The organism is Mesorhizobium sp. B2-6-2, from assembly GCF_006440615.1.
Taxonomy (GTDB): domain Bacteria; phylum Pseudomonadota; class Alphaproteobacteria; order Rhizobiales; family Rhizobiaceae; genus Mesorhizobium.
Genome location: NZ_VFUG01000001.1, coordinates 143831 through 162930 on the forward strand (window position 1 = coordinate 143831; position 19100 = coordinate 162930).

At 66.1% G+C, this 19100-nt stretch carries 15 protein-coding genes; 5 read left to right on the forward strand and 10 right to left on the reverse strand.

Going from position 1 to position 19100, the window contains the following annotated elements:
* The first annotated feature begins 15 nt into the window (after positions 1-15).
* The 5 genes from trpB to FJ419_RS00845 all read left to right on the forward strand — a co-directional run bounded on the left by trpB (position 16) and on the right by FJ419_RS00845 (position 5183).
* Positions 16-1266, forward strand: a complete 1251-nt coding sequence (trpB, locus tag FJ419_RS00825) for a tryptophan synthase subunit beta (RefSeq protein ID WP_140546382.1) — start codon at positions 16-18, stop codon at positions 1264-1266.
* A gap of 2 nt (positions 1267-1268) precedes the next feature.
* Positions 1269-2108, forward strand: coding sequence for a tryptophan synthase subunit alpha (gene trpA / locus FJ419_RS00830; protein ID WP_140686826.1), 840 nt, complete (start codon positions 1269-1271; stop codon positions 2106-2108).
* Between the two features lie 95 nt (positions 2109-2203).
* Positions 2204-3130, forward strand: a complete 927-nt coding sequence (gene accD, locus FJ419_RS00835) for an acetyl-CoA carboxylase, carboxyltransferase subunit beta (protein ID WP_140686827.1) — start codon at positions 2204-2206, stop codon at positions 3128-3130.
* Between the two features lie 254 nt (positions 3131-3384).
* Positions 3385-4710 carry a folylpolyglutamate synthase/dihydrofolate synthase family protein gene (locus FJ419_RS00840; protein ID WP_140686828.1) on the forward strand — a complete coding sequence of 442 codons (1326 nt, stop codon included), beginning with the start codon at positions 3385-3387 and terminating at the stop codon, positions 4708-4710.
* Between the two features lie 53 nt (positions 4711-4763).
* A complete protein-coding gene (locus FJ419_RS00845) occupies positions 4764-5183 on the forward strand; it encodes a VOC family protein (RefSeq protein ID WP_140686829.1) in 420 nt (139 codons plus the stop codon).
* Between the two features lie 86 nt (positions 5184-5269).
* Here the strand turns inward: FJ419_RS00845 and FJ419_RS00850 are convergent, their stop codons facing one another.
* From FJ419_RS00850 to FJ419_RS00895, 10 genes are all read right to left on the reverse strand, one after another.
* Entirely contained in the window at positions 5270-5683 is a 414-nt protein-coding gene (locus tag FJ419_RS00850; RefSeq protein ID WP_140686830.1) for a type II toxin-antitoxin system VapC family toxin, read from the reverse strand.
* Entirely contained in the window at positions 5680-5928 is a 249-nt protein-coding gene (locus FJ419_RS00855; protein WP_140686831.1) for a type II toxin-antitoxin system VapB family antitoxin, read from the reverse strand. Before FJ419_RS00855 ends, FJ419_RS00850 begins: the two co-directional genes overlap by 4 nt.
* A gap of 95 nt (positions 5929-6023) precedes the next feature.
* Positions 6024-6800, reverse strand: a complete 777-nt coding sequence (locus FJ419_RS00860; protein WP_348642806.1) for a sulfite exporter TauE/SafE family protein — start codon at positions 6798-6800, stop codon at positions 6024-6026.
* A 42-nt stretch (positions 6801-6842) separates the two neighbouring features.
* Positions 6843-7124, reverse strand: a complete 282-nt coding sequence (locus FJ419_RS00865; protein WP_140686833.1) for a cupin domain-containing protein — start codon at positions 7122-7124, stop codon at positions 6843-6845.
* A 131-nt stretch (positions 7125-7255) separates the two neighbouring features.
* The gene (gene trxA / locus FJ419_RS00870; RefSeq protein WP_095767992.1) at positions 7256-7579 is read right to left on the reverse strand and encodes a thioredoxin; all 324 of its coding nucleotides are present in this window, start codon (positions 7577-7579) and stop codon (positions 7256-7258) included.
* 74 nt (positions 7580-7653) lie between these two features.
* On the reverse strand, positions 7654-11166 hold the full coding sequence (gene addA / locus FJ419_RS00875) for a double-strand break repair helicase AddA (protein WP_140686834.1): 3513 nt from the start codon (positions 11164-11166) through the stop codon (positions 7654-7656).
* Positions 11163-14282 (reverse strand): double-strand break repair protein AddB, encoded by a 3120-nt coding sequence (gene addB / locus FJ419_RS00880; protein WP_140686835.1) that lies wholly within the window; start codon positions 14280-14282, stop codon positions 11163-11165. Before addB ends, addA begins: the two co-directional genes overlap by 4 nt.
* A complete protein-coding gene (locus FJ419_RS00885; RefSeq protein WP_140686836.1) occupies positions 14279-15001 on the reverse strand; it encodes a nucleotidyltransferase family protein in 723 nt (240 codons plus the stop codon). Before FJ419_RS00885 ends, addB begins: the two co-directional genes overlap by 4 nt.
* Complete coding sequence (tsaE, locus tag FJ419_RS00890; protein ID WP_140686837.1) at positions 14998-16509, reverse strand: tRNA (adenosine(37)-N6)-threonylcarbamoyltransferase complex ATPase subunit type 1 TsaE; 1512 nt, start codon at positions 16507-16509, stop codon at positions 14998-15000. Before tsaE ends, FJ419_RS00885 begins: the two co-directional genes overlap by 4 nt.
* A 10-nt stretch (positions 16510-16519) precedes the next feature.
* Positions 16520-19099: a PAS domain-containing sensor histidine kinase gene (locus FJ419_RS00895; protein WP_140686838.1), complete on the reverse strand. Its 2580-nt coding sequence runs from the start codon at positions 19097-19099 to the stop codon at positions 16520-16522.
* Position 19100: the final 1 nt, after the last annotated feature.

Consider the following 19100-nt stretch of genomic DNA (forward strand, 5'->3'; position numbering starts at 1 on the left):
ATCAGGAGATCGGCGATGAACAAGCCGGCAATGCCCAATTCCTTCCGCACCGGGCCCGACGAGCAGGGCATGTTCGGCATTTTCGGCGGCCGCTTCGTCGCCGAGACGCTGATGCCGCTGATCCTCGATCTCGAAGAGCAGTGGAACAAGGCCAAGACCGATCCGGAGTTCAAGGCCGAGCTGCAGAACCTCTCCACCCACTATGCCGGGCGGCCGTCGAAGCTTTATTTCGCCGAGGGCCTGACCAGGCATCTTCGTGAGGTTTCCTCGGCCAAGGGCCTCGGGGGCGGCGCCAAGGTCTATTTCAAGCGCGAGGACCTGAACCACACCGGCTCGCACAAGATCAACAATTGCCTCGGCCAGATCCTGCTTGCCAAGCGCATGGGCAAGAAGCGCATCATCGCCGAGACCGGCGCCGGCCAGCATGGCGTCGCGTCGGCCACCGTCGCGGCGCGCTTCGGCTATCCTTGCGTCGTCTACATGGGCGCCACCGATGTCGCCCGCCAGAGCCCGAATGTCTTCCGCATGAAGCTGCTCGGCGCCGAGGTGCGGCCGGTCACCGCCGGCCACGGCACACTCAAGGACGCCATGAACGAGGCCCTGCGCGACTGGGTCACCAATGTCGAGGACACTTATTACCTGATCGGCACCGCCGCCGGCCCGCACCCCTATCCGGAGCTGGTGCGCGACTTCCAGTCGGTGATCGGCACGGAGGCCCGCGCCCAGATTCTGGAGCAGGAAGGCCGGTTGCCGGACGTGATCATCGCCGCCGTCGGCGGCGGCTCCAACGCCATCGGCCTGTTCCATCCTTTCCTCGACGACAAGGATGTCCGCATCATCGGCATCGAGGCCGGCGGGCGCGGCCTCGACGGCGTCGAGCATTGCGCCTCGATGAATGCCGGCAAGCCCGGCGTGCTGCACGGCAACCGCACCTATCTGTTGCAGAACTCGGATGGCCAAATCCTCGATGGCCATTCGATCTCGGCCGGCCTCGACTATCCGGGCGTTGGCCCCGAGCATTCCTGGCTGCGCGATTCCGGCCGCGTCCAGTATGAGCCGATCCTCGACGACGAGGCATTGGAAGCCTTCCAGCTCACCACCCGGGTCGAAGGCATCATCCCGGCGCTGGAATCGGCGCATGCCATCGCGCATGCGATGAAGATCGTGCCCACGATGGACAAGGACCAGATCGTCATCGTCAATCTGTCCGGCCGCGGCGACAAGGACGTGCACACGGTGGCGAACATGCTGGGCATGGAGATCTGACAATGACCACCCGCATCGACCGCCGCATGGCCAAGCTCAAAGCCGAAGGCCGCCCGGCTTTGGTCACCTATTTCATGGGCGGCGACCCGGACTACGACACCTCGCTGTCGATCATGAAGGCGCTGCCGATCGCCGGCGCCGACATTATCGAGATGGGAATGCCCTTCTCCGACCCGATGGCCGACGGCCCGGCGATCCAGGCCGCCGGCCTGCGCGCGCTGAAGGGCGGCCAGACCCTGGTCAAGACGCTGAAGCTGGCGGCCGACTTCCGCGCCGGCGACGACGAGACGCCGATCGTGCTGATGGGCTACTACAATCCGATCTACATCTATGGCGTCGACCGCTTCCTCACGGACGCCAAGGCGAGCGGCATCGACGGACTGATCGTCGTCGACCTGCCGCCGGAGATGGACGAGGAGCTTTGCATTCCGGCGCTGAAAGCCGGCGTCAACTTCATCCGCCTGGCGACGCCGACCACCGACGACAAGCGCCTGCCCAAGGTTTTGGAAAACACCTCCGGCTTCGTCTACTACGTCTCGATGACAGGCATCACCGGCTCGGCGTTGGCCGACACGGGCAAGGTAGCCGCGGCTGTCAACCGCATCAAGGGCCACACCGACCTGCCGGTCTGCGTCGGCTTCGGCGTCAAGACCGCCGAGCAGGCGCGTGTGATCGGCGCCAATGCCGACGGCGTCGTCGTCGGCACAGCGATTGTCAATGCGGTCGCCAATGTGCTCGGCCCCAAGGGCGACAAAACAGCCGATCCGGCCGAAGCCGTCGCCACTTTGGTCAGCGGTCTTGCCCAGGGCGTCCGCTCGGCCCGCCTTGCTGCGGCCGAATAGCCCGACTATTTGTTCTTGAGCAATTCCGGCCGGAAAACCGCCACAGACTTTCCCTGGACTTGCTTGAAGTCCTTTCCAGGACAGGAGCCGAAGCCATGAACTGGATCACCAATTACGTCCGCCCGAAGATCAATTCGATGCTCGGCCGGCGCACCGACATGCCGGAAAACCTCTGGATCAAGGATCCCGAGACCGGCGAGATGGTCTTCCACAAGGATCTCGAATCCAACCAGTTCGTCATCCCGGCTTCCGGCCACCACATGAAGATCTCGGCCAAGGAGCGGCTGAAATATTTCTTCGACGACGGCAAATACGAGGTGCTGGAAAATCCCAAGGTCGTCCAGGACCCGCTGAAGTTCCGCGACGAGAAGCGCTACACCGACCGGCTGAAGGAGGCCAAGGCCAAGACCAGCCTCGAGGATGCGATCCTCAACGGGGCCGGCACCATCGACGGGCTGCCGGTCATCGTCACCGTGCAGGACTTCGCCTTCATGGGCGGCTCGCTCGGCATGGCCGCCGGCGAAGCCATCGTACATGCTTTCGAGGTCGCGCTGCAGCGCAAGCGGCCGCTGATCCTGTTCGCCGCTTCCGGCGGCGCCCGCATGCAGGAAGGCATCCTGTCGCTGATGCAATTGCCGCGCACCACGATCGGCGTCGACCGGCTTAAGGAAGCCGGCCTGCCCTATATCGTGGTGCTGACCAACCCGACCACCGGCGGCGTCACCGCCTCCTACGCCATGCTGGGCGACGTCCATATCGCCGAGCCTGGGGCGCTGATCGGCTTTGCCGGACCGCGCGTCATCGAGCAGACCATCCGCGAAAAACTGCCCGACGGTTTCCAGCGCGCGGAGTATCTGATGGAACACGGCATGGTCGACATGGTCGTGTCGCGCCTCGATATGCGCCGGACCATTTCCCGTCTCTTGAAGATGCTGCTCAAGATGCCGGAGGCCGAGAAGCCGCTGGAGCCGGAGATCCTGCCGCCGGCGATGGTCAATGCCGAGGCGCGGCCGCAAGCCTGACGCGATGTCGGCCTGAAGCGATATATCGGCTTGGCGCGACATCGCTCGCCGCGAACCGCGAGTTGCGCCGCCTGTTGCGTGCTGTAGCCTCTGATTTGCGCACGGCTCGTTCGAACCGATTCCCGGTTTCGGGAACCGCCCGCGAAAGCAATTCCAGGAAATGTGAAACGGTTTTCCGTTCGGAATTGCGCCAACAAAAAAGAGAGAGCGGTTCTGCATTCCATGAGATGATGAACCGCTCTAGGATTCCAATCATGACAACGCTTTCCGCCGAACGCGAAATCGAACATCTGATGACGCTGCATCCGAAAGGCTTCGACCTTTCGCTGGATCGTGTCACGGGGCTTCTCGAGCGCCTCGGCAATCCGCAGGATCGGCTGCCGCCGGTCATCCACATCGCCGGCACCAACGGCAAGGGCTCCTGCGCCGCCTTCGCGCGCGCGCTGCTGGAGGCCGCCGGCCACCTTGTCCACGTCCACACCTCGCCGCATCTGGTGAACTGGCATGAGCGCTACCGGCTGGCGGCCGAAGGCGGCGGCAAGCTCGTCGAGGACGATATCTTCGCCGAGGCCATCGCGCGTGTCGCGGAGGCCAATGGCGGCCAGAAGATCACCGTCTTCGAGATCCTCACCGCCGTCACCTTCATCCTGTTTTCGGAGCATCCGGCGGAGGCGGCAATTATCGAGGTCGGCCTCGGCGGCCGCTTCGACGCCACCAATGTCATCAAGCGGCCGGCGGTTTCGGTGATCATGCCGATATCGATGGACCATGAAGCCTATCTCGGCGACCGCGTCGAGCTGATCGCCGCCGAGAAGGCCGGCATCATGAAGCGCGGCTGCCCGGTGGTGATCGGCGCCCAGGAAAGCGACACCGCGCTTCAGGTGCTGATCGAGTCGGCCGAGCGGCTGGATTGCCCGACCGTGGTTTATGGCCAGGATTTCCTCGCCTTCGAGGAAAACGGCCGCATGGTCTATCAGGACGGGGACGGGCTGATGGACCTGCCCTCGCCGCGCCTGCCGGGCCGCCATCAATACGCCAACGCCGCGGCGGCGATCGCCGCCGTCAAGGCGGCCGGCTTCGAGATCGGCCACCGCGCCGGCGAGCGGGCGATGACCCATGTCGCCTGGCCGGCACGTATGCAGAAGCTGACCCAAGGCAAATTGGTCGACCTGGCGCCGAAGGGCGCCGAGATCTGGCTGGACGGCGGCCACAACCCCGGCGCCGGCATCGTCATCGCCGAGGCGCTGGCCGAGCAGGAGGAAAGGAACCCGCGGCCGCTGATCCTGATCTCCGGCATGATCAATACCAAGGACCAGACCGGCTATTTCAGCGCCTTCAAGGGCCTCGCCCGCCATGTCTACACCGTGCCGGTGACCAGCAGCGACGCCGGCGTTCCCAACGACGAGCTGGCCTTGCGTGCCGAAGAGGCCGGCCTGTCGGCCGAGCCGGTCAGCTCCGTCGCCAACGCGCTGATGCTGTTGCGCGACTCTTGGGACGGCCCGGCGCCGCGCATCCTGATCGGCGGCTCGCTCTATTTCGCCGGCGCCGTACTGGCCGAGAACGGCACGCCGCCGACCTGAGGCGAAACCGGGACAGCATTGCGGATTTCGGCGGGGGCCGAAAGGAACCGGCCATGATCAAGGTGAAGCAGCTCGCCCATGTTTGCATCTTCGCGCACGACCTGGAGGCGACGCGCGGCTTCTACCGCGATGTGCTCGGCATGGACACGCAGTTCAATTTCCTGCGCGACGGCAAGATCTTCGGCTTCTATCTCGACTGTGGCGGCCGCAGCCATGTCGAGGTGTTCGAGAAACGCGAATCCAGCTACAGCGAGGCAAACCAGATCAACCACTTCTGCCTCGAGGTGGAAGACATCGAGGCAGCCATCGCTCATATCCGATTGAAGGGCGTCGCGGTCACGCCCAAAAAGCTCGCCTGCGACGACACATACCAGGCCTGGATCACCGATCCCAACGGCGTGAAGATCGAGCTGTTCGAATACACCGCCAAAAGCGCGCAATTCACCGGCGGCGACCGCGTCGCCGATTGGTAGCTTGAAGCGGTTCCATTTGAACGCAGGCGTATTCGCCGTCATTAGCCGGCCGGCGGTCTGAGGCAGTTGGCCCTGGAGGGGACTGCTCAGAAGTCCCACGGTGAGATTAGGTCAAGCCCGGTTGAGTTAAAGTCGCTCAGATTGCGTGTTGCCAGCCGACCGCCATTCACGCGCGCTATCGCTGCAATCATGCCGTCCGGAGCCGACATGCCTCGGCCTTGGCGCGTGGCGGTCCCCATGATCTCGCCATAGGCAAGGGCAGCTTCCTCCGTCAGCCCAAAAATGCGGTCGGCAAAGCGATGGCGCCACTGAGAAAGCCCGTGCTCCAGGCGACCGGCGCGCTCATCCGGCCGTATCTTTTGGATGCCGAAAGCGATTTCACCAATCGCCACTGTGGGAAGGGCGAGCTCCGCATCGTTCCGCACAAGCCAGGCCAAAACGGCCGCATCCGGTGCCTTCTTAAGCGTCTCCGAGATCACGTTGGTGTCGATGAAAATCAAAGCTCCGGTCCCGTATGGACTTGGCGGCCTTGTCGGATGATTTTCTCCAGCTCAATATCGACGCCGCTGCTTGCCGCCAATCGGGCGTAGAAAGTTGACGCGGGTTCGCGTCCCGCTTCGCGAATCTCATAGGACTCAAGCGCGCGCTCGACGACATCCGCTATGGAGCGATTTTCGCGACGCGCAAGTCGGTGAGCAAGGTCTCGTGCTTTTGCGCTGCGTACCGAGAGCTGTGGTTCGGCCATATAAAAAACTCCGTTTTGACCAATATAGGGCCACCGAAGCAAGCCATCAAGATGGCAATTGATGGCTTGCCACCTTCCGCCTTTCCTGGAGCGCCCTAGACGGCAAGATGCATCGCGGTGGGAAGCGCCAGCGAGAGCCCTGACAGGAAAAGCAGAACAAAGACGATCTTTCGCATTGTCCCTTGCGACAATGACGGTGGCCAGCGGCGTGCCGAATAGGTCATCAGCATTACGGCCGGTATGGCGACGACGAGCGCGACAGGCGACATGGTCGGCAGGTTGCCGCTTGCCGCCACCAGGATAAGCCGGACCACCTGCGCGGCCCCGAAAGCGGTGACCAGCGTTTCGCGGATTCGTACATGCGGCATTGGCTGGCGAAAGAGATGATAAACGAGCGGCGGGCCGCCGGTCGCAAACAGCCCACTCATCAGGCCCGAAACGACACCGAAGCCGACGAAACTCGCGTCCGACGACCGTTTTGCCAAGCCGGCAGGCCTGATGGCCAGTTGCAGGCTGGACATCATGATGACCAGACCGAGTCCGATTTTCAGCAGGTCGGCCCGCGTGTCCGCCAGCCATTCCAACAGGGCATAACCGACGAGCAAGGAAGGAAGGCTTGCGACCAGGATAAGCCTTAGCTCCCGGCGCGCAATCTCGCGCCAGCCGCCCTGGATCAGCATCTGCGTGGCGTTGACCAGGGTCAGCATGCCGACCATCGCGGCTGCGTCGGGCAGCGGCAGCAAGCCGACAAGCGCAATCGCGCCCATCATCACCAGGCCGAAGGCGAAGCCCGTCAGGGTCTGGACATAAGCGGCCACGGCCGCAAAACCGGCAAAGGCGAGGAGAGGCGTTAGACCCACGACATCCCGCACGAGGCCGGAAAGGAAACGTGCAAGCCGGCAATCACGGCCGCCCTACCTCAGCTCGATCTCGATGAAGGCGTATTCGCCGTCATTGGCATTGATGACGTCGTGCTCGACACCCTCCCGGCGGAAATAGGGCGCGCCTTGCTTCATCTCGGCGAAGGATTCGCCGTCCTTGGTCACCAGCTTCACCTTGCCGTCCATCAGCGGCACGACGACATAGTCGTGGCCATGGCGGTGCCAGCCGGTATTGGCGCCCGGCGCGAAGCGGTATTCGGTGACGATGACGCGCTCATTGTCGACGTGAACTATGGCCTTGGCGGTTCCGGTCATGGAGCTCTCCCTTTCCTGCGAACAGAGGACACGGAGTGCCCGCAGGCGAGAGCCAGAGCGCAACGAGCCATGACGCCAAAGAAAAGCCCGGCGCGATGGCCGGGCTTGGATCTTGAAAACTTCAGATTGGCTCAGGCGAGGCTGCCGTTGATCCAGTGCGACAGCGCGGTCTTCGGCGCGGCGCCCACCTTCATGTCGGCGACTTCGCCGCCCTTGAAGATCATCAGCGTCGGGATCGAGCGCACGCCGTACTGCGCGGCAAGCTCCGGGTTCTCGTCGATGTTGAGCTTTGCGACCTTGATCTTCGCGCCAAGCTCGTTGGCGATGTCTTCCAGCGCCGGCGCGATCATCTTGCAGGGGCCGCACCATTCCGCCCAGAAATCCACCACGACCGGCTCCTTGGCGTTGAGCACATCGGCCTGGAAATTGCCCTTGTCGACCTTGACGGTGGCCATGCTGAAATCCTTTCGAAAACTCGGGTTGCACCAAATGTGGTGGTTTTGGCGGCGATGTTCAAGCAGTTCTTGTGTCACGCTGCCGTGAGTCGGGCAAGGGCGTCATCCATGGAGGGGGCGGGCAGCTCGATCAGGCGCGGCGCCTCGGTGAACAGCAGCGCCGCTGTCACCTCGCGGCCCGGATAGAGCGGCTGAAGCAGCGCGCGGTAGAGCGCAAGCTGCAGCACATAGGCAGGCGGCACCTCGGCCAGGTTCCCGGGCGCCGGTCGGTTGGTCTTGTAGTCGATGATCGATACCTTTTCGGGCGTGACCGCCAGCCGGTCGATCTTGCCGGAGATCGAGCGCAGCTTGCCCTTCGCCTCGAGGCTGCCCATCACCGCGACTTCCGCGCGTGACAACGGCGAGAACAGCGCGCCGAAGCGGTTGTCGGACAGGATGGCGAGCACCGCGTCCAGCGCCTTGTCGCGCTCGCCGTCCGGCCAGGCGGCGCCGGCGCGCGCCAGGTAACGCTCGGCGGCGCCCCGCCTTTCCTCCTCCGCGATGCCGGGCAGCACCTGCAGCAATTTGTGCAGGGCAAGGCCGCGCATGATCGCAAAGCCGGGTTCGGCGGCGGCGTCGAGCACCGGCGAGCGAGTGTCGGGGACGGCTTCTTTCGCCTCGTCGATCAGCGCCGAGGCGCCGGAAGGCGAAAGCGGCCGCGGCAGTTCCTCATAGGGCGGCAGCGGCCGGAACAGGTCTTCAGGCAGCGGCGCTGTGTGCTCGAACGGCCCTGCCTCGTCGATGCCGGTCAATGCCACCGGCGGCAGCCTCGTCATGTGGAAGCGATGTACCGCCACCTCGGCCGTCGCCGGATGCCGGCGCTCGGAGCTCTCAGGCGCGCCGAGCAACGCGCGGCTGACGATCGAATGCCACGTGCCGGGGCTGGGCTGACGCTTGCCGTGATAGCCGCAGACGACCAGCCGGTCCTCGGCGCGCGTCATGCCGACATAGAGCAGCCGCCGGTATTCGTCGTCTGCCAATTCGCGCGCCCGGACCGAAGCCGCCTTGGAGACGCCATTGGCGACGTCGCTGGCCGAGCGCCACAGATAGCCCTTGCCTTTCCATTGCGCGCCCGAGCCCTCGAACGGCATCAGCCGCGGCAGATGCTGGTCGCTGAACGGCGCCGAGCCGCCGTCGACCAGGAAAACCACCGGGGCTTCGAGACCCTTGGCGGCGTGCACGGTCATGACGCGGACCTCGTCGCGCGTCTGGTCCATCTCGCGCTTGATCTCGGGACCGGCATTTTCCAGCGTCGAGAGGAAGGATTCCAGCCCCGGCAGGCCGGTGCGTTCCTCGGCCAGGCAGAAGCTCAGGAATTCGTCGAGGATATCGCCGGCTTCGGGTTCCAGCCGCGCCGTCATCTTGCGGCGCAACCCGTCGCGCGCCAGCGCGGCGGCGTAGAATTCGAACACCGGCTTGAAAGCCACTTCGGTTGCCCAGCCGTCGAGCCGGCTAACGACAGCGGCGAGTGCCACATCCTCGGCCGCATGTTGCCTGAGCGAGGCGATCAGCGACTGGCCCTTGGGCCTCGATCCGGCGAGCGCGAGCAAGCTTTCCTCCGAAACCTCGAAGATCGGGCTACGCAGCACGGCGGCCAGGGAAAGATCGTCCTCCGGCTGGACCAGGAAATGTCCGAGCGCGATCAGGTCCTGCACGGCGATATGGCCGGGCAGGCTCAGCCGGTCGGCGCCGGCGACCGGGATCTGCCGGTTCTTGAGGCTGCGCGACAGCGCATGGACGAAACGATCGCGCTTGCGCACCAGGACCAGGATGTCGCCGGCGGTCAGTTTCCTGCCCTTGCCTTCGATGACCTCGCCGCTGCGCAGCCAGTTCTGGATGGTCGTTGCCACGTGCTCGGCGACACGCACCGCCGGTGCGCTGGCATGGTTGACCGGCAGCGTCCAATCGTCCGGCTCCTCGACCATCTCGGCGCCGACCGAGGGCCACACCTCGACATAGCCCGGCGCGTCATTGCGGATCGCCTTGTGGCTCAAAGGGTCTGGATCGTGGCTGATACCGCGCCTGACGCCAGGCTCGGCAAAGACGCGGTCGACTGCAGCCAGCACGTCGTCGCTCGAACGAAACGACCAGGTGAGCTTGAGATTGGCGAAGGCGGCCTCCGCGTCGCGCACGCGGCCGGCGAACAATAGCCGGCTTTCGGCAAAGGAATCGGGCGCCGCGCCCTGGAAGGAATAGATCGACTGCTTCTCGTCGCCGACGGCAAAGACAGTCCGGCGCACCGCCTCGCGCTGGCCAAGCCCGGCAAAGAACTCTTCCGTCAGCTTCTTCACCACTTCCCACTGGTCCGGGCTGGTGTCCTGCGCCTCGTCGAGCAGGATGTGGTCGATGCCCTGGTCGAGCTTGAACTGCACCCAGGGGCCGGCATCCGGTCGCGACAAGAGACTGACCGTGCGGGTGATGAGGTCGTTGAAGTCGAGGAAGCCCCGTCCGCGCTTCAACTGCTCATAGCGCGCGATCAGCCAGCCGGCGACGGTGAGCGCTGCCGCTGTCCCTTCCAGCATGCGGAACAGCGCCAGCCGGTCGGTTACGTCGAGGATTGCCTTCGCCACCACGAAATAGCGGTCCGGCAGGTCGGGCAGGCGGTCGACCAGCGCCTTCCTGAAGATTTTGGGCGGATCGTAGGGGTCGCCGTCCGCACGCAGGAATGCCTTGGCGAGCAGGCGCAGCCGCCGGATCGGATCGGCCTCGGCAAAGGCGCTCTGCGCATAGGGCAGCACATTGTTCAACACCTGCTTGGCGTCGGCTGCCTCGGCGGCGCGAGCAAATTCGGCGAACTGGCCAGGCGAAAAGCCAGGCAGCGGCCACAGCGAAGCAGCAATGTCCTCGGCCGTCTGTTCAGACCTGAAGCCGAATTCGGCGAAAAGCGGCCGGAAGTCCCGATTCTTGCCGAACTTGGCGATGAAACCGCGCAATTCATCGCGCTTGCCGACGATCTCGGCAAGCAGCGTATCGAGCCCGAACTCGCCGCCGCGTTCCAGCACGGTGGCAAAGGCTTCCGCCAGCCCTTCGACGCCGGCGCCCGCGCCCGAGATCATGTCGCGGCGGGCGTCCGCGAACAGCGAGGCCTCCATCTGCGGATCGAGCATCTCGAAATGCGCCGGGATGTTGGCTTCGAGCGGGAACTGGTGCAGCACGGATTCGCAAAAGGCGTGGATGGTCTGGATCTTCAGCCCGCCCGGCGTCTCGAGCGCCTCGGCGAACAGCCGGCGCGCGCGCCGCATCATGTCGCGGTCGGCGCCGCGGCCGTCCAGCGCCGCGATCCTGATCGCCAGTTCCGCATCTGGCAGCGCCGTCCATTCCGACAGGGTCGAGAACACGCGGTTCGACATGTTGGCGGCGGCAGCCCGCGTGTAGGTGAGGCACAGGATTTTCGACGGGTCGGTGCCGTTGAGCAGAAGCCGGATGACGCGCTGCGCCAAGACATGCGTCTTGCCCGAACCGGCATTGGCCGACACCCAGGCAGAGTAGGCGGGATCGGAGGCGCGCGCCTGGCTGGCGGCGGTATCGGAGGGGATCGGATATTTCATCCTTCCGCCTCGTCCTCGCTGGCGCCGCCGGCCGACCATTCCAGCACGCGCGCCAGATGATCGTAGTCGCCGTCGGCCTCGCCCTCTCGGAAGGGCAGGGCGCGCGACAGATAGCCGGTGGTCGGGTCGGCATAGTGGAAAAGCAGCCGTTCCAGCCGCGCCCAGGCTTCCTCGGACAGATCATTGGCGGTGCGCGGCTTGCGGTTGTATTCGAGGATCGATTCCTCGAACACCTCGCCATTCGGCTTCAGCCGCACGAAGGCAAGCTGTGAGGGCTCGCGAATGCCGAGCTCCTTGAAGGCGCCGCGCCTGAGCAACGCGCCCTCCAATGCAAGCTGCGGCGACAGCAGCGTGTGCGCCTGCGCTTTCGAGGGCGAGGAGCCGGTCTTGTAGTCGAGGATGTCGGCCATGCCGCCGGCAAGCAGGTCGACGCGGTCGGCATAGCCGGAAAGCGTCACCCCGGTGCGGCCGACCACCGTCTTCTCGGCGCGCTCCTCGGCATAGCGCCTCGCTACCGCGTCGGCGCGGCCATGCTCCCATTCGATGATGTTTTCGGCGAGCTTTTCGAAACGCGGCCACCAGATAGCCTCGATATCCGGCGGAAGCTTTGCGTCGGCAAAGCAGGTACGGCCCGCTTCGATGAGGCTGGCCAGCGCGCTCGGCGCCCTTGGATCCTCGACCCGCCGCGAGAACAAATGCAGGATCTCATGGAACAAAGTTCCGCGTTCGGCGGCGCCCGGATCGCGGATCAACGGCTCGAGCGGCATCAGGCCGAGGATGCGCCGCGCATACACCGCATAGGGGTCGCGGCGTAGCGTCTCGATCTCGGTGACCGAGAAATGCTGCGGACGCAGGCTGAGCGGCGGCTTCGGCTGCGGGCGGGAGGCAAAATCCTTCTTCTCGCCGGCATCGAGCGTGCGCGCCCAGGCAAGCAGCGCGTCGCCGCGGCCGCGCAGTACCGCCGCCGGCTCCTTGCCGAGGAAGGTCAGGATGCGCTGCAGCCAGCGCGACGGCACCGCCGGCGCGTCGCCCGAGCGTGCCGAACGCGTCAGCACCACTTCGCCGGCGCCCATCGCCATCTGGAAATCATGCGCGGCAAGGCCGATGCGCCGCTCCGGCGGCTCGAGGTCGATGCCGGTCTTCATCAGCCGCGACATGAATCGGTCGCTCTCGGGTTTGCGCGGCCACACGCCCTCGTTCAGCCCGCCGATGACCAGCGTGTCGACATTCTGCAGCCGGGCTTCCAGCGCGCCCCAGATGGCGATGTTGCGATCGGTGCCTTGCGCCGGCTTCACCGTCTCGGGCGCGATCAGCGCCTGCATCACGTCGGGCCACTCCGAAGCGGCGAAAGTGAAGGGCGAGGACGCGGCCACTAACCCACGCAGCAGCTCGGCGAGCTTTTCGCCGGCATCGCCGGCGTAGAGCTCCGCCAGGCCGCCGTCGGCGGCGCGGCCCAGATCCTCCAGCGCGACGACGCTTGCGCGCGTCAGCGTCGCGATGTCGGCGTCTTTCTCGTCGCGGATCGCGGTGAGCGGCAAGAGCGAATTGGTAAGACGGCCAAGCATTCCGCGCGCTTGCTCGATGCCGCGCACGGTCAGGCGCGAAAACCAGAAGGGCTGCCTTGTGTCGCCGCTCAGCTCCGCCAGCCGTGTCTCGAAAAGCGCGCCGAGCGATGCGACATCGGGCCGGCCGGTGCCGCCGCGCAGCGCCACCAGCTCGATAAGCTCGGCCGCCTTGCGCACGGTCTGGCGTTCGAGGCCGAGCCCGAGCAGCGGATGCTTGAGCAAGGCAAGCAGGCCGACGGGATCGCCCGGCCGGAAGGCGGCGCTCAGCGCGAGCCTGAGCAGGCTGGCGGCCGGTGTGTTGACTAAAGGCGCGCCGCCGGAATCGTCGGCGACGACGCCGAAACGCAGCAGCTCGGCCGAAACCTGCCGCGCCAGCGCGCGGTCGCCGGTGACGAGCGCTGCGCGCTTGCCCGGAGCCTCCACGGCGCGCTTCAGCGCGATTGCGATTGCCGCTGCCTCGTCGCGTTCGTTCGCCGCTTCCACCAGCGTCACGCCGCCAAGCGCCTGTTCGACGTCGAGTGCCGTGAAGCGCGGCCGTGTCTCGGTCCAGTATTCGGTGGTTTCGGCCGGCCGCAGCGCCTCGCCGACCAGGGTGGCGCGCAACGCAAGCGGCGGTGGCGCGGCGACGATGTCCTCGACGTCCCGGCGCGGAATGCCGATGCCGCCGATCAGCTTGGCGAGGCCGTATTGCGGGTGGCCGAGCGTCGCCGGACGCGCGCCGGGCGCCGTGATCGCCGTGAAGGATGCGTCGTCGAGCTCCCGGTCGAGCCCGGGCAGCACGACGGCGCCATTGGGCAGTCCGGCGATCACGCCAAGCAGTTCCGCCGTGGCGGGGATGGAGCCGGTCGAACCGGCGGCAATCACCGGTCCGGCCGGCGGAGTGCGCTTCAGCCGCGCCGCCTCCAGCCGGATCAGCGCGCTGCGATGCGCGGCCGGATTGGAGCGGTCGCGCTCCTTGAGCAATTCCGGCCAGTTGTCGGTGACGATGCCGAGGAAATCCAGCGTCACCTGCCACCATCCGGCAAGGTTGCCTGTGACCAGCGTCGCGAGCTTCGCCCAGTCCGTGCCTTCGGTCTCGATCTCGTCCATCAGCCGGGCAAGGTCGCGCGCCAGCCAGATGGCGTCGGCGGCCGAGGTCGGCACGACGAATTCCTCGTTGAACCGCTCTCTTATGTGCGCCGGCAGGCTTTCCTTCCAGGCGCGCACCAGCGGTGCCAGCAACAGCAGCCGCTCCTGCGCGGCGATCGGCGGCGCGAGGTCTATTGCCGGCGCCGCTTCCGCGTCGAAAGCGGCCTCCTCCTCGTCGAATTCGCCAAGCGGCCGCACCGTCGGCAGGATGGCGGAGCGTTTTCCTAAAACGTCGACGAAGGCGCCGCGCAGCGCCCGCGCCGCGCGGCGCGTCGGCACATAGATGGTGGCGTCGGCGAGCGCCAGCGGGTCGCCGTCGAAGCGGAAGCCGGGGATCAGGCGCCCGTCGAGCAACGCCCCCGCCAGCGTCGGCAGGAACGGCGCTCCGGGCGGAATGGAAAAGACGCGGCGCGTGCCGCTCATACCGCCTTCGCTAGGGCACCGGCCACGGCTGCCTCGGCCGCCGGAATGGCGTCCGGAGTGCCGACGGTGATCCAGCGCCCGTTCATCTTCATGCCGAACAGGCGCCCTGCGGCGATCGCCTTGTCGAAATAGACATTGAGCGAATGCGAGCCCATGGGCGCGTCCTTGAAGACGCGCGGGTGGATGATGGCGGCGCCGGCATAGATCAGGCCCGCCGCATCGCCCTTCGAGCGCCGTAGAGCTCCATCGGGGGCAACAAAGAAATCGGTGCCGACGCAATGCCCGGTCGCTGAGTCGAGATCGGTAAGCATCAGCAGAATATCCATTCTCGCGGCGTCCCATGCAAGGGCAAGACGCTCGAGACTGGGCTGACCGCTGTCGATCCAGAAGGTGTCGGCATTGATGACGTAGAAGGGCTCGCCACCCAGAAGCGGCAGCGCCTTGACGATGCCGCCCGCCGATTCCAGCAGCGCCTCGCGCTCGTCGGAGATGACGATCTTCGGCACCTTGCGGTCGGCGACATGCGCGACGATTTGCTCCGGCAGATAGTGCACGTTGACGACGGCCTTGGCGACGCCGGCGGCTTTCAGGCTGTCCAGCCCCCAGTCGAGCAAGGTCTTGCCGGCGACCTTCACCAGCGGCTTCGGCATCGTGTCGGTGATCGGCCGCATGCGCTTGCCAAGCCCGGCAGCCAGCACCATCGCGGTCGCCGGCTTCATGGGACCCGTTCCTCGAGCAGGCCGTGGGCCATGTAGAAATCCTTCAGGCCGGCAAGCGCCGGATGCGCCAGCGCCCGCCTCAGATAATCGCGGATGCGCGGCAGGTGCTTCAGATAGTAAGGCTTGCCGTCGCGTTTTTCGAGCCGCACGAAGATGCCGAGGATCTTCGAATTGCGCTGCGCGGCCATGATCGCATAGGCCTCGGCGAAGCCGGCTTCGTCGAAAGCGCCGGCGGCGCGCCGCGCCGCGACATAAGCCGCGACGGTGCGCCACTCGATCTCGGGTGAGATGGTGACGCGCGCATCCATCGCCAAGGAAGCGACGTCATAGGCGGCAGGCCCGATCAGCGCGTCCTGCACATCGACGATGCCCAGCCGGTCGAGGCCGGCGCGCTCGGCCCGCCAGATGATGTTGGGCGAATGGAAGTCGCGCAGCATCAGCGTGTATTCGCTGCCTGCCAGGCGATCGAGGAGCGCGTTCCATACCTCGTGGTAGCCTGCCCGCAACGCGTCGTTTGCCGGTTCGCCGGTGATCCATGGCACATACCAGTCGACCAAAAGGTCGGCCTCGATCAGCATGGCTTCCCGGTCGAAAGGCGGCACGTCGTGGAATACGCCGGGCGCCGCTTCCAAGCGTGTGGGCCAGGTCTTGCCATGCATCATGGCCAGCAATTCGGCCGCCGCCTCATAGCGTTTGGCGATGGGCTGGCCGTCGCGGCCGAGGAAACCTTCCGAGCCGAGATGCTCGATGAGCAGAAAACCCTGGTCGAGATCCTGGGCATGAATCGCCGGCACGCTGACGCCGGCCCCAAGCAGCGCCCGGTCGATGGCGACGAAGGCGACGACGGATTGCGCCGTGTGGGCGATCACCGCATAGGGCTTGCCGTCGCGAACCGGCGGCCCGAGCACGAGCCGCGGCGAGTTCATCAGCACGCGCGGCGCTTGGCCGGGCAGCGCGACGATCTCATAGGAGCGGGCGGAGGCGTCGCCGACGAAATGGCGGCGGCTGGCTTCGCCCCATCCGGCGGAGGCCAGGAAATCGCGCATCGTCAGCGATCGCGCCACGCGCTCGAAAACCGGTCCCTGCCCGGACAGCCTTGCCACGCGGCCTTCGCCCTGCTCGGCAAGATCGATCCACAGCGCCGTTTCCGGCAAGCGGTCTGCGGCCCGTTCCGGCCATTCGATGAGCGCCGCGCCTTGGCTGAGCGCGTCGTCGAGGCCGAGCTCGTCGAGCTCGTCCGGCGCGGACAGCCGATAGAGGTCGAAATGATGCACCGGAATGCGCGTCTCGTAGCTTTGCACCAGGGTGAAGGTTGGGCTCGGCACTTCGAGATTGGCGTCGTCGGCAAGCGCCCGGATCAGCGCGCGGGCCAACGTCGACTTGCCGGCGCCGAGATCGCCTTTCAGCGCGATCGCATCGCCAGCGCGCAATGCCATGGCAAGGTCCTCGCCAAGCCTTGCCGTTGCCGCCTCGTCGGCGAGAAAACGCTCCAGCACCGTTCCTGCCATACGGGCCGCGCTACTCGGCCGCGTCGCGGATGCCCGCCGGCGTATCGGGGATTCCGGAGGGCTTGTCCGGGAAGGTGCAGATCACCGTGGTGCCCCTGTCCTGGCCGGTCTCGATGCGCACGGTTCCGCCATGCAGTTCGACGAAGCTCTTGACGATCGAGAGCCCCAGCCCGGCGCCGCGCCGCCGTCCGCCATTGGTGCGCGGCTCGAAGCGGCGGAAGACCGATTCCAGCACGTCCGGCGGCATGCCGGGGCCGTCATCATGCACCGAGAACCCGACGCCGTCGGCCAGCCGGCGGCAGGTAAGCCGGATCGTGCTCGCCTCCGGCGCATAATTGGCCGCGTTGCTGAGCAGGTTGTAGAGGATCTGGCGGATGCGGGTCTCGTCGCCATGGAAGCTCGCCGGCGCCTCCGCCGCATCGATCTCGAGCTTGATTTGATGCTCGTCCAGCCGGTCGGCGACCAGCTCGGCGGCCGCGGCGATCGTCCGGTCGATGTTCATTTCGGAGATGTCGAGCTGCATGATGCCGGCATCGACGGTCGCCAGGTCGAGGATGTCGTTGACGATGGTGAGCAGCACCGACGACGACGAGCCGACATGCTCGACATATTCGCGCTGCTTCGGCGTCAGCGGTCCGGTCGCGGGCAGCGACAGAAGCTCAGTGAAGCCGATGATGTTGGTCAGCGGCGAGCGCAGCTCATAGGAAACGTGCTGCACGAATTCGTTCTTCAGCTGGTCGGATTTCTCCAGCGCCTCGTTCCTGTCCTTCAGCGCCCGCTCGACGTTGACGGTGTCGGTGACGTCGACGAAGGTGATCATCACCTGGCCGTTGGGCAGGTGGATCACCGCGTAGCTCAGCACCGTCCCGTCGACAAGCTCGATCTGGCCGCGGCGGTCGCGGCGCTCGTCGTCGAAGCCGGTGACCGCGGCCACGAAGCCGCCCCAGGGGCTGTTCGCCGCACGCTGGTCGCACAGGTCGCGGATCGCCGAAACATGGACATTCGGCTTGACCGCCTCCACCGTCAGCCCCCACAGCGCGACGAAGGCCGGATTGGACAGCCGCAGCCGCCCGTCCGGACCGAACACGACCACGCCTTCGGCGAGATTGTCCAGCGTCTCGCCCTGCACCCGCACGGCGGTCTGGTAGCGGCTTTCGAGGTCCATCTTCTCGGTCAGGTTCTCGAACACCCAGGTGACGCCGCCCTTCGGCTGCGGGTTCGCCACGACGCGGATCGTCTTGCCGTCCGGCAGGTGCCACCAGTGTTCCTGGGATTCGACGGCGCGATAGGCGCTGAGCAGGTTTTCCTTCCAACGCCGCCATTCCGGCTGCTCGGCGATCCTGCCTTCGCTCCGCAGCCGGTCGAGCAGCAGCGTGTTGGAGGGAGCGCTGAGCAGGAAGCCCGAGTCGAGGCCCCACAGCTTCTGGAAGGCCTGGTTGAAGAAGCGCAGCTTTTCCTCGGTGTCGAAGATCGCCACGGCGGTGTTCAACTGGTCGAGCGTGTCGGCATGGCTGCGCACGGTCCGCTCATATTCGGCGCGGATCGTCTCGGCAGCGCTGGTGTCGCAGGCGAGCCCCGCCGAACCGTCGGCGCCGGCGAAATCGGTGACCGCGAACATGCGGCGATCGCCTTCGATCACGGTGGAAAGCGTCTGTTCGAAGACCGGGCGCGACTTGTGCTGCTCGGCGATCTGATCGCGCGCCTGGCCGCCAAGGAATTCCGTCGCGTCGCGCACGGCCGCGGCGGCGCTTCCTGCTTCCACGGCCTCGGCATAGGCGCGGTTGACCCATTGCAATCGCCCGTCCGCGCCACGCAGCCATGCCGGCATCTTCAACGCGTCGAGTAGGCCTATCATGGTGTCGTAGTCGGCGCTGAGCCGCTGGTTCTCGATCTTCAGCCTGGCCTGGTTACGCAGCGTCTCCGACAGCGAGACGAAGCGCACCAGCACATGCGCCGCGCTCTTGCGGCCATGCACCTCCAGCGGCACGCCGGCCTGCGTTTCGATGACCAGATCGAAGGTCTTCGCCTGCTCGCGCAAGGCGGCAACCGCGTGCTCCAACGCCGCCGCCGAGCGCGGCATCAGCCAACGGCCGAAGGCGAGGAAGGCGGACCTGTCGTCAGGCGCGCCGCTTTCCAGCGGCAGGCTGCCGATGAGTTCGGGTTTCTTGTTGTCCGTGGTCCACACGATCAGGCGCTGGTCGCGCAGATTGAGCAGCGCCTCCGAACGCTGCAGCGCCGCGTTGACGTCCGCGATGCGGGCCCTGAGCTGCAGGTTCTGCGAGGCGGTGCGTGCGCGCTCGCGGATAAGGAAAATGGCCGAAACCAGTGCCGCGCCCATGACGCCCACGAACATGGCGAGCTGCATGACCTCGAGCGTGCTGACCGGCGCCGCGGCCTTTACCGGAATGCCCGTCTCGGCGTGGGCGGTAAAGGCGAGCAGCGGGCCGGCAAGCGTCGAGGTCGCAAGCAGCAAGGCCAGCCGCGAGCCGGCACGAAAACCGCCGCGGCTCACGCCGGGGCCGGCATCGTTCGAATCCTCATGGCCGCCGGAAACGGCCGTTCCCGCGCGTGGCGGGTAATCCCCCGGCATG

What these genes read in the sequence shown, in the direction of transcription:
- trpB (WP_140546382.1), top strand. Translation starts at nt 16, where the DNA reads ATGAACAAGCCGGCAATGCCCAATTCCTTCCGCACCGGGCCCGACGAG.
- trpA (WP_140686826.1), top strand. Translation starts at nt 1,269, where the DNA reads ATGACCACCCGCATCGACCGCCGCATGGCCAAGCTCAAAGCCGAAGGC.
- accD (WP_140686827.1), top strand. Translation starts at nt 2,204, where the DNA reads ATGAACTGGATCACCAATTACGTCCGCCCGAAGATCAATTCGATGCTC.
- FJ419_RS00840 (WP_140686828.1), top strand. Translation starts at nt 3,385, where the DNA reads ATGACAACGCTTTCCGCCGAACGCGAAATCGAACATCTGATGACGCTG.
- FJ419_RS00845 (WP_140686829.1), top strand. Translation starts at nt 4,764, where the DNA reads ATGATCAAGGTGAAGCAGCTCGCCCATGTTTGCATCTTCGCGCACGAC.
- FJ419_RS00855 (WP_140686831.1), bottom strand. Translation starts at nt 5,928, where the DNA reads ATGGCCGAACCACAGCTCTCGGTACGCAGCGCAAAAGCACGAGACCTT.
- FJ419_RS00865 (WP_140686833.1), bottom strand. Translation starts at nt 7,124, where the DNA reads ATGACCGGAACCGCCAAGGCCATAGTTCACGTCGACAATGAGCGCGTC.
- trxA (WP_095767992.1), bottom strand. Translation starts at nt 7,579, where the DNA reads ATGGCCACCGTCAAGGTCGACAAGGGCAATTTCCAGGCCGATGTGCTC.
- addA (WP_140686834.1), bottom strand. Translation starts at nt 11,166, where the DNA reads ATGAAATATCCGATCCCCTCCGATACCGCCGCCAGCCAGGCGCGCGCC.
- addB (WP_140686835.1), bottom strand. Translation starts at nt 14,282, where the DNA reads ATGAGCGGCACGCGCCGCGTCTTTTCCATTCCGCCCGGAGCGCCGTTC.
- FJ419_RS00885 (WP_140686836.1), bottom strand. Translation starts at nt 15,001, where the DNA reads ATGAAGCCGGCGACCGCGATGGTGCTGGCTGCCGGGCTTGGCAAGCGC.
- tsaE (WP_140686837.1), bottom strand. Translation starts at nt 16,509, where the DNA reads ATGGCAGGAACGGTGCTGGAGCGTTTTCTCGCCGACGAGGCGGCAACG.
- FJ419_RS00895 (WP_140686838.1), bottom strand. Translation starts at nt 19,099, where the DNA reads ATGCCGGGGGATTACCCGCCACGCGCGGGAACGGCCGTTTCCGGCGGC.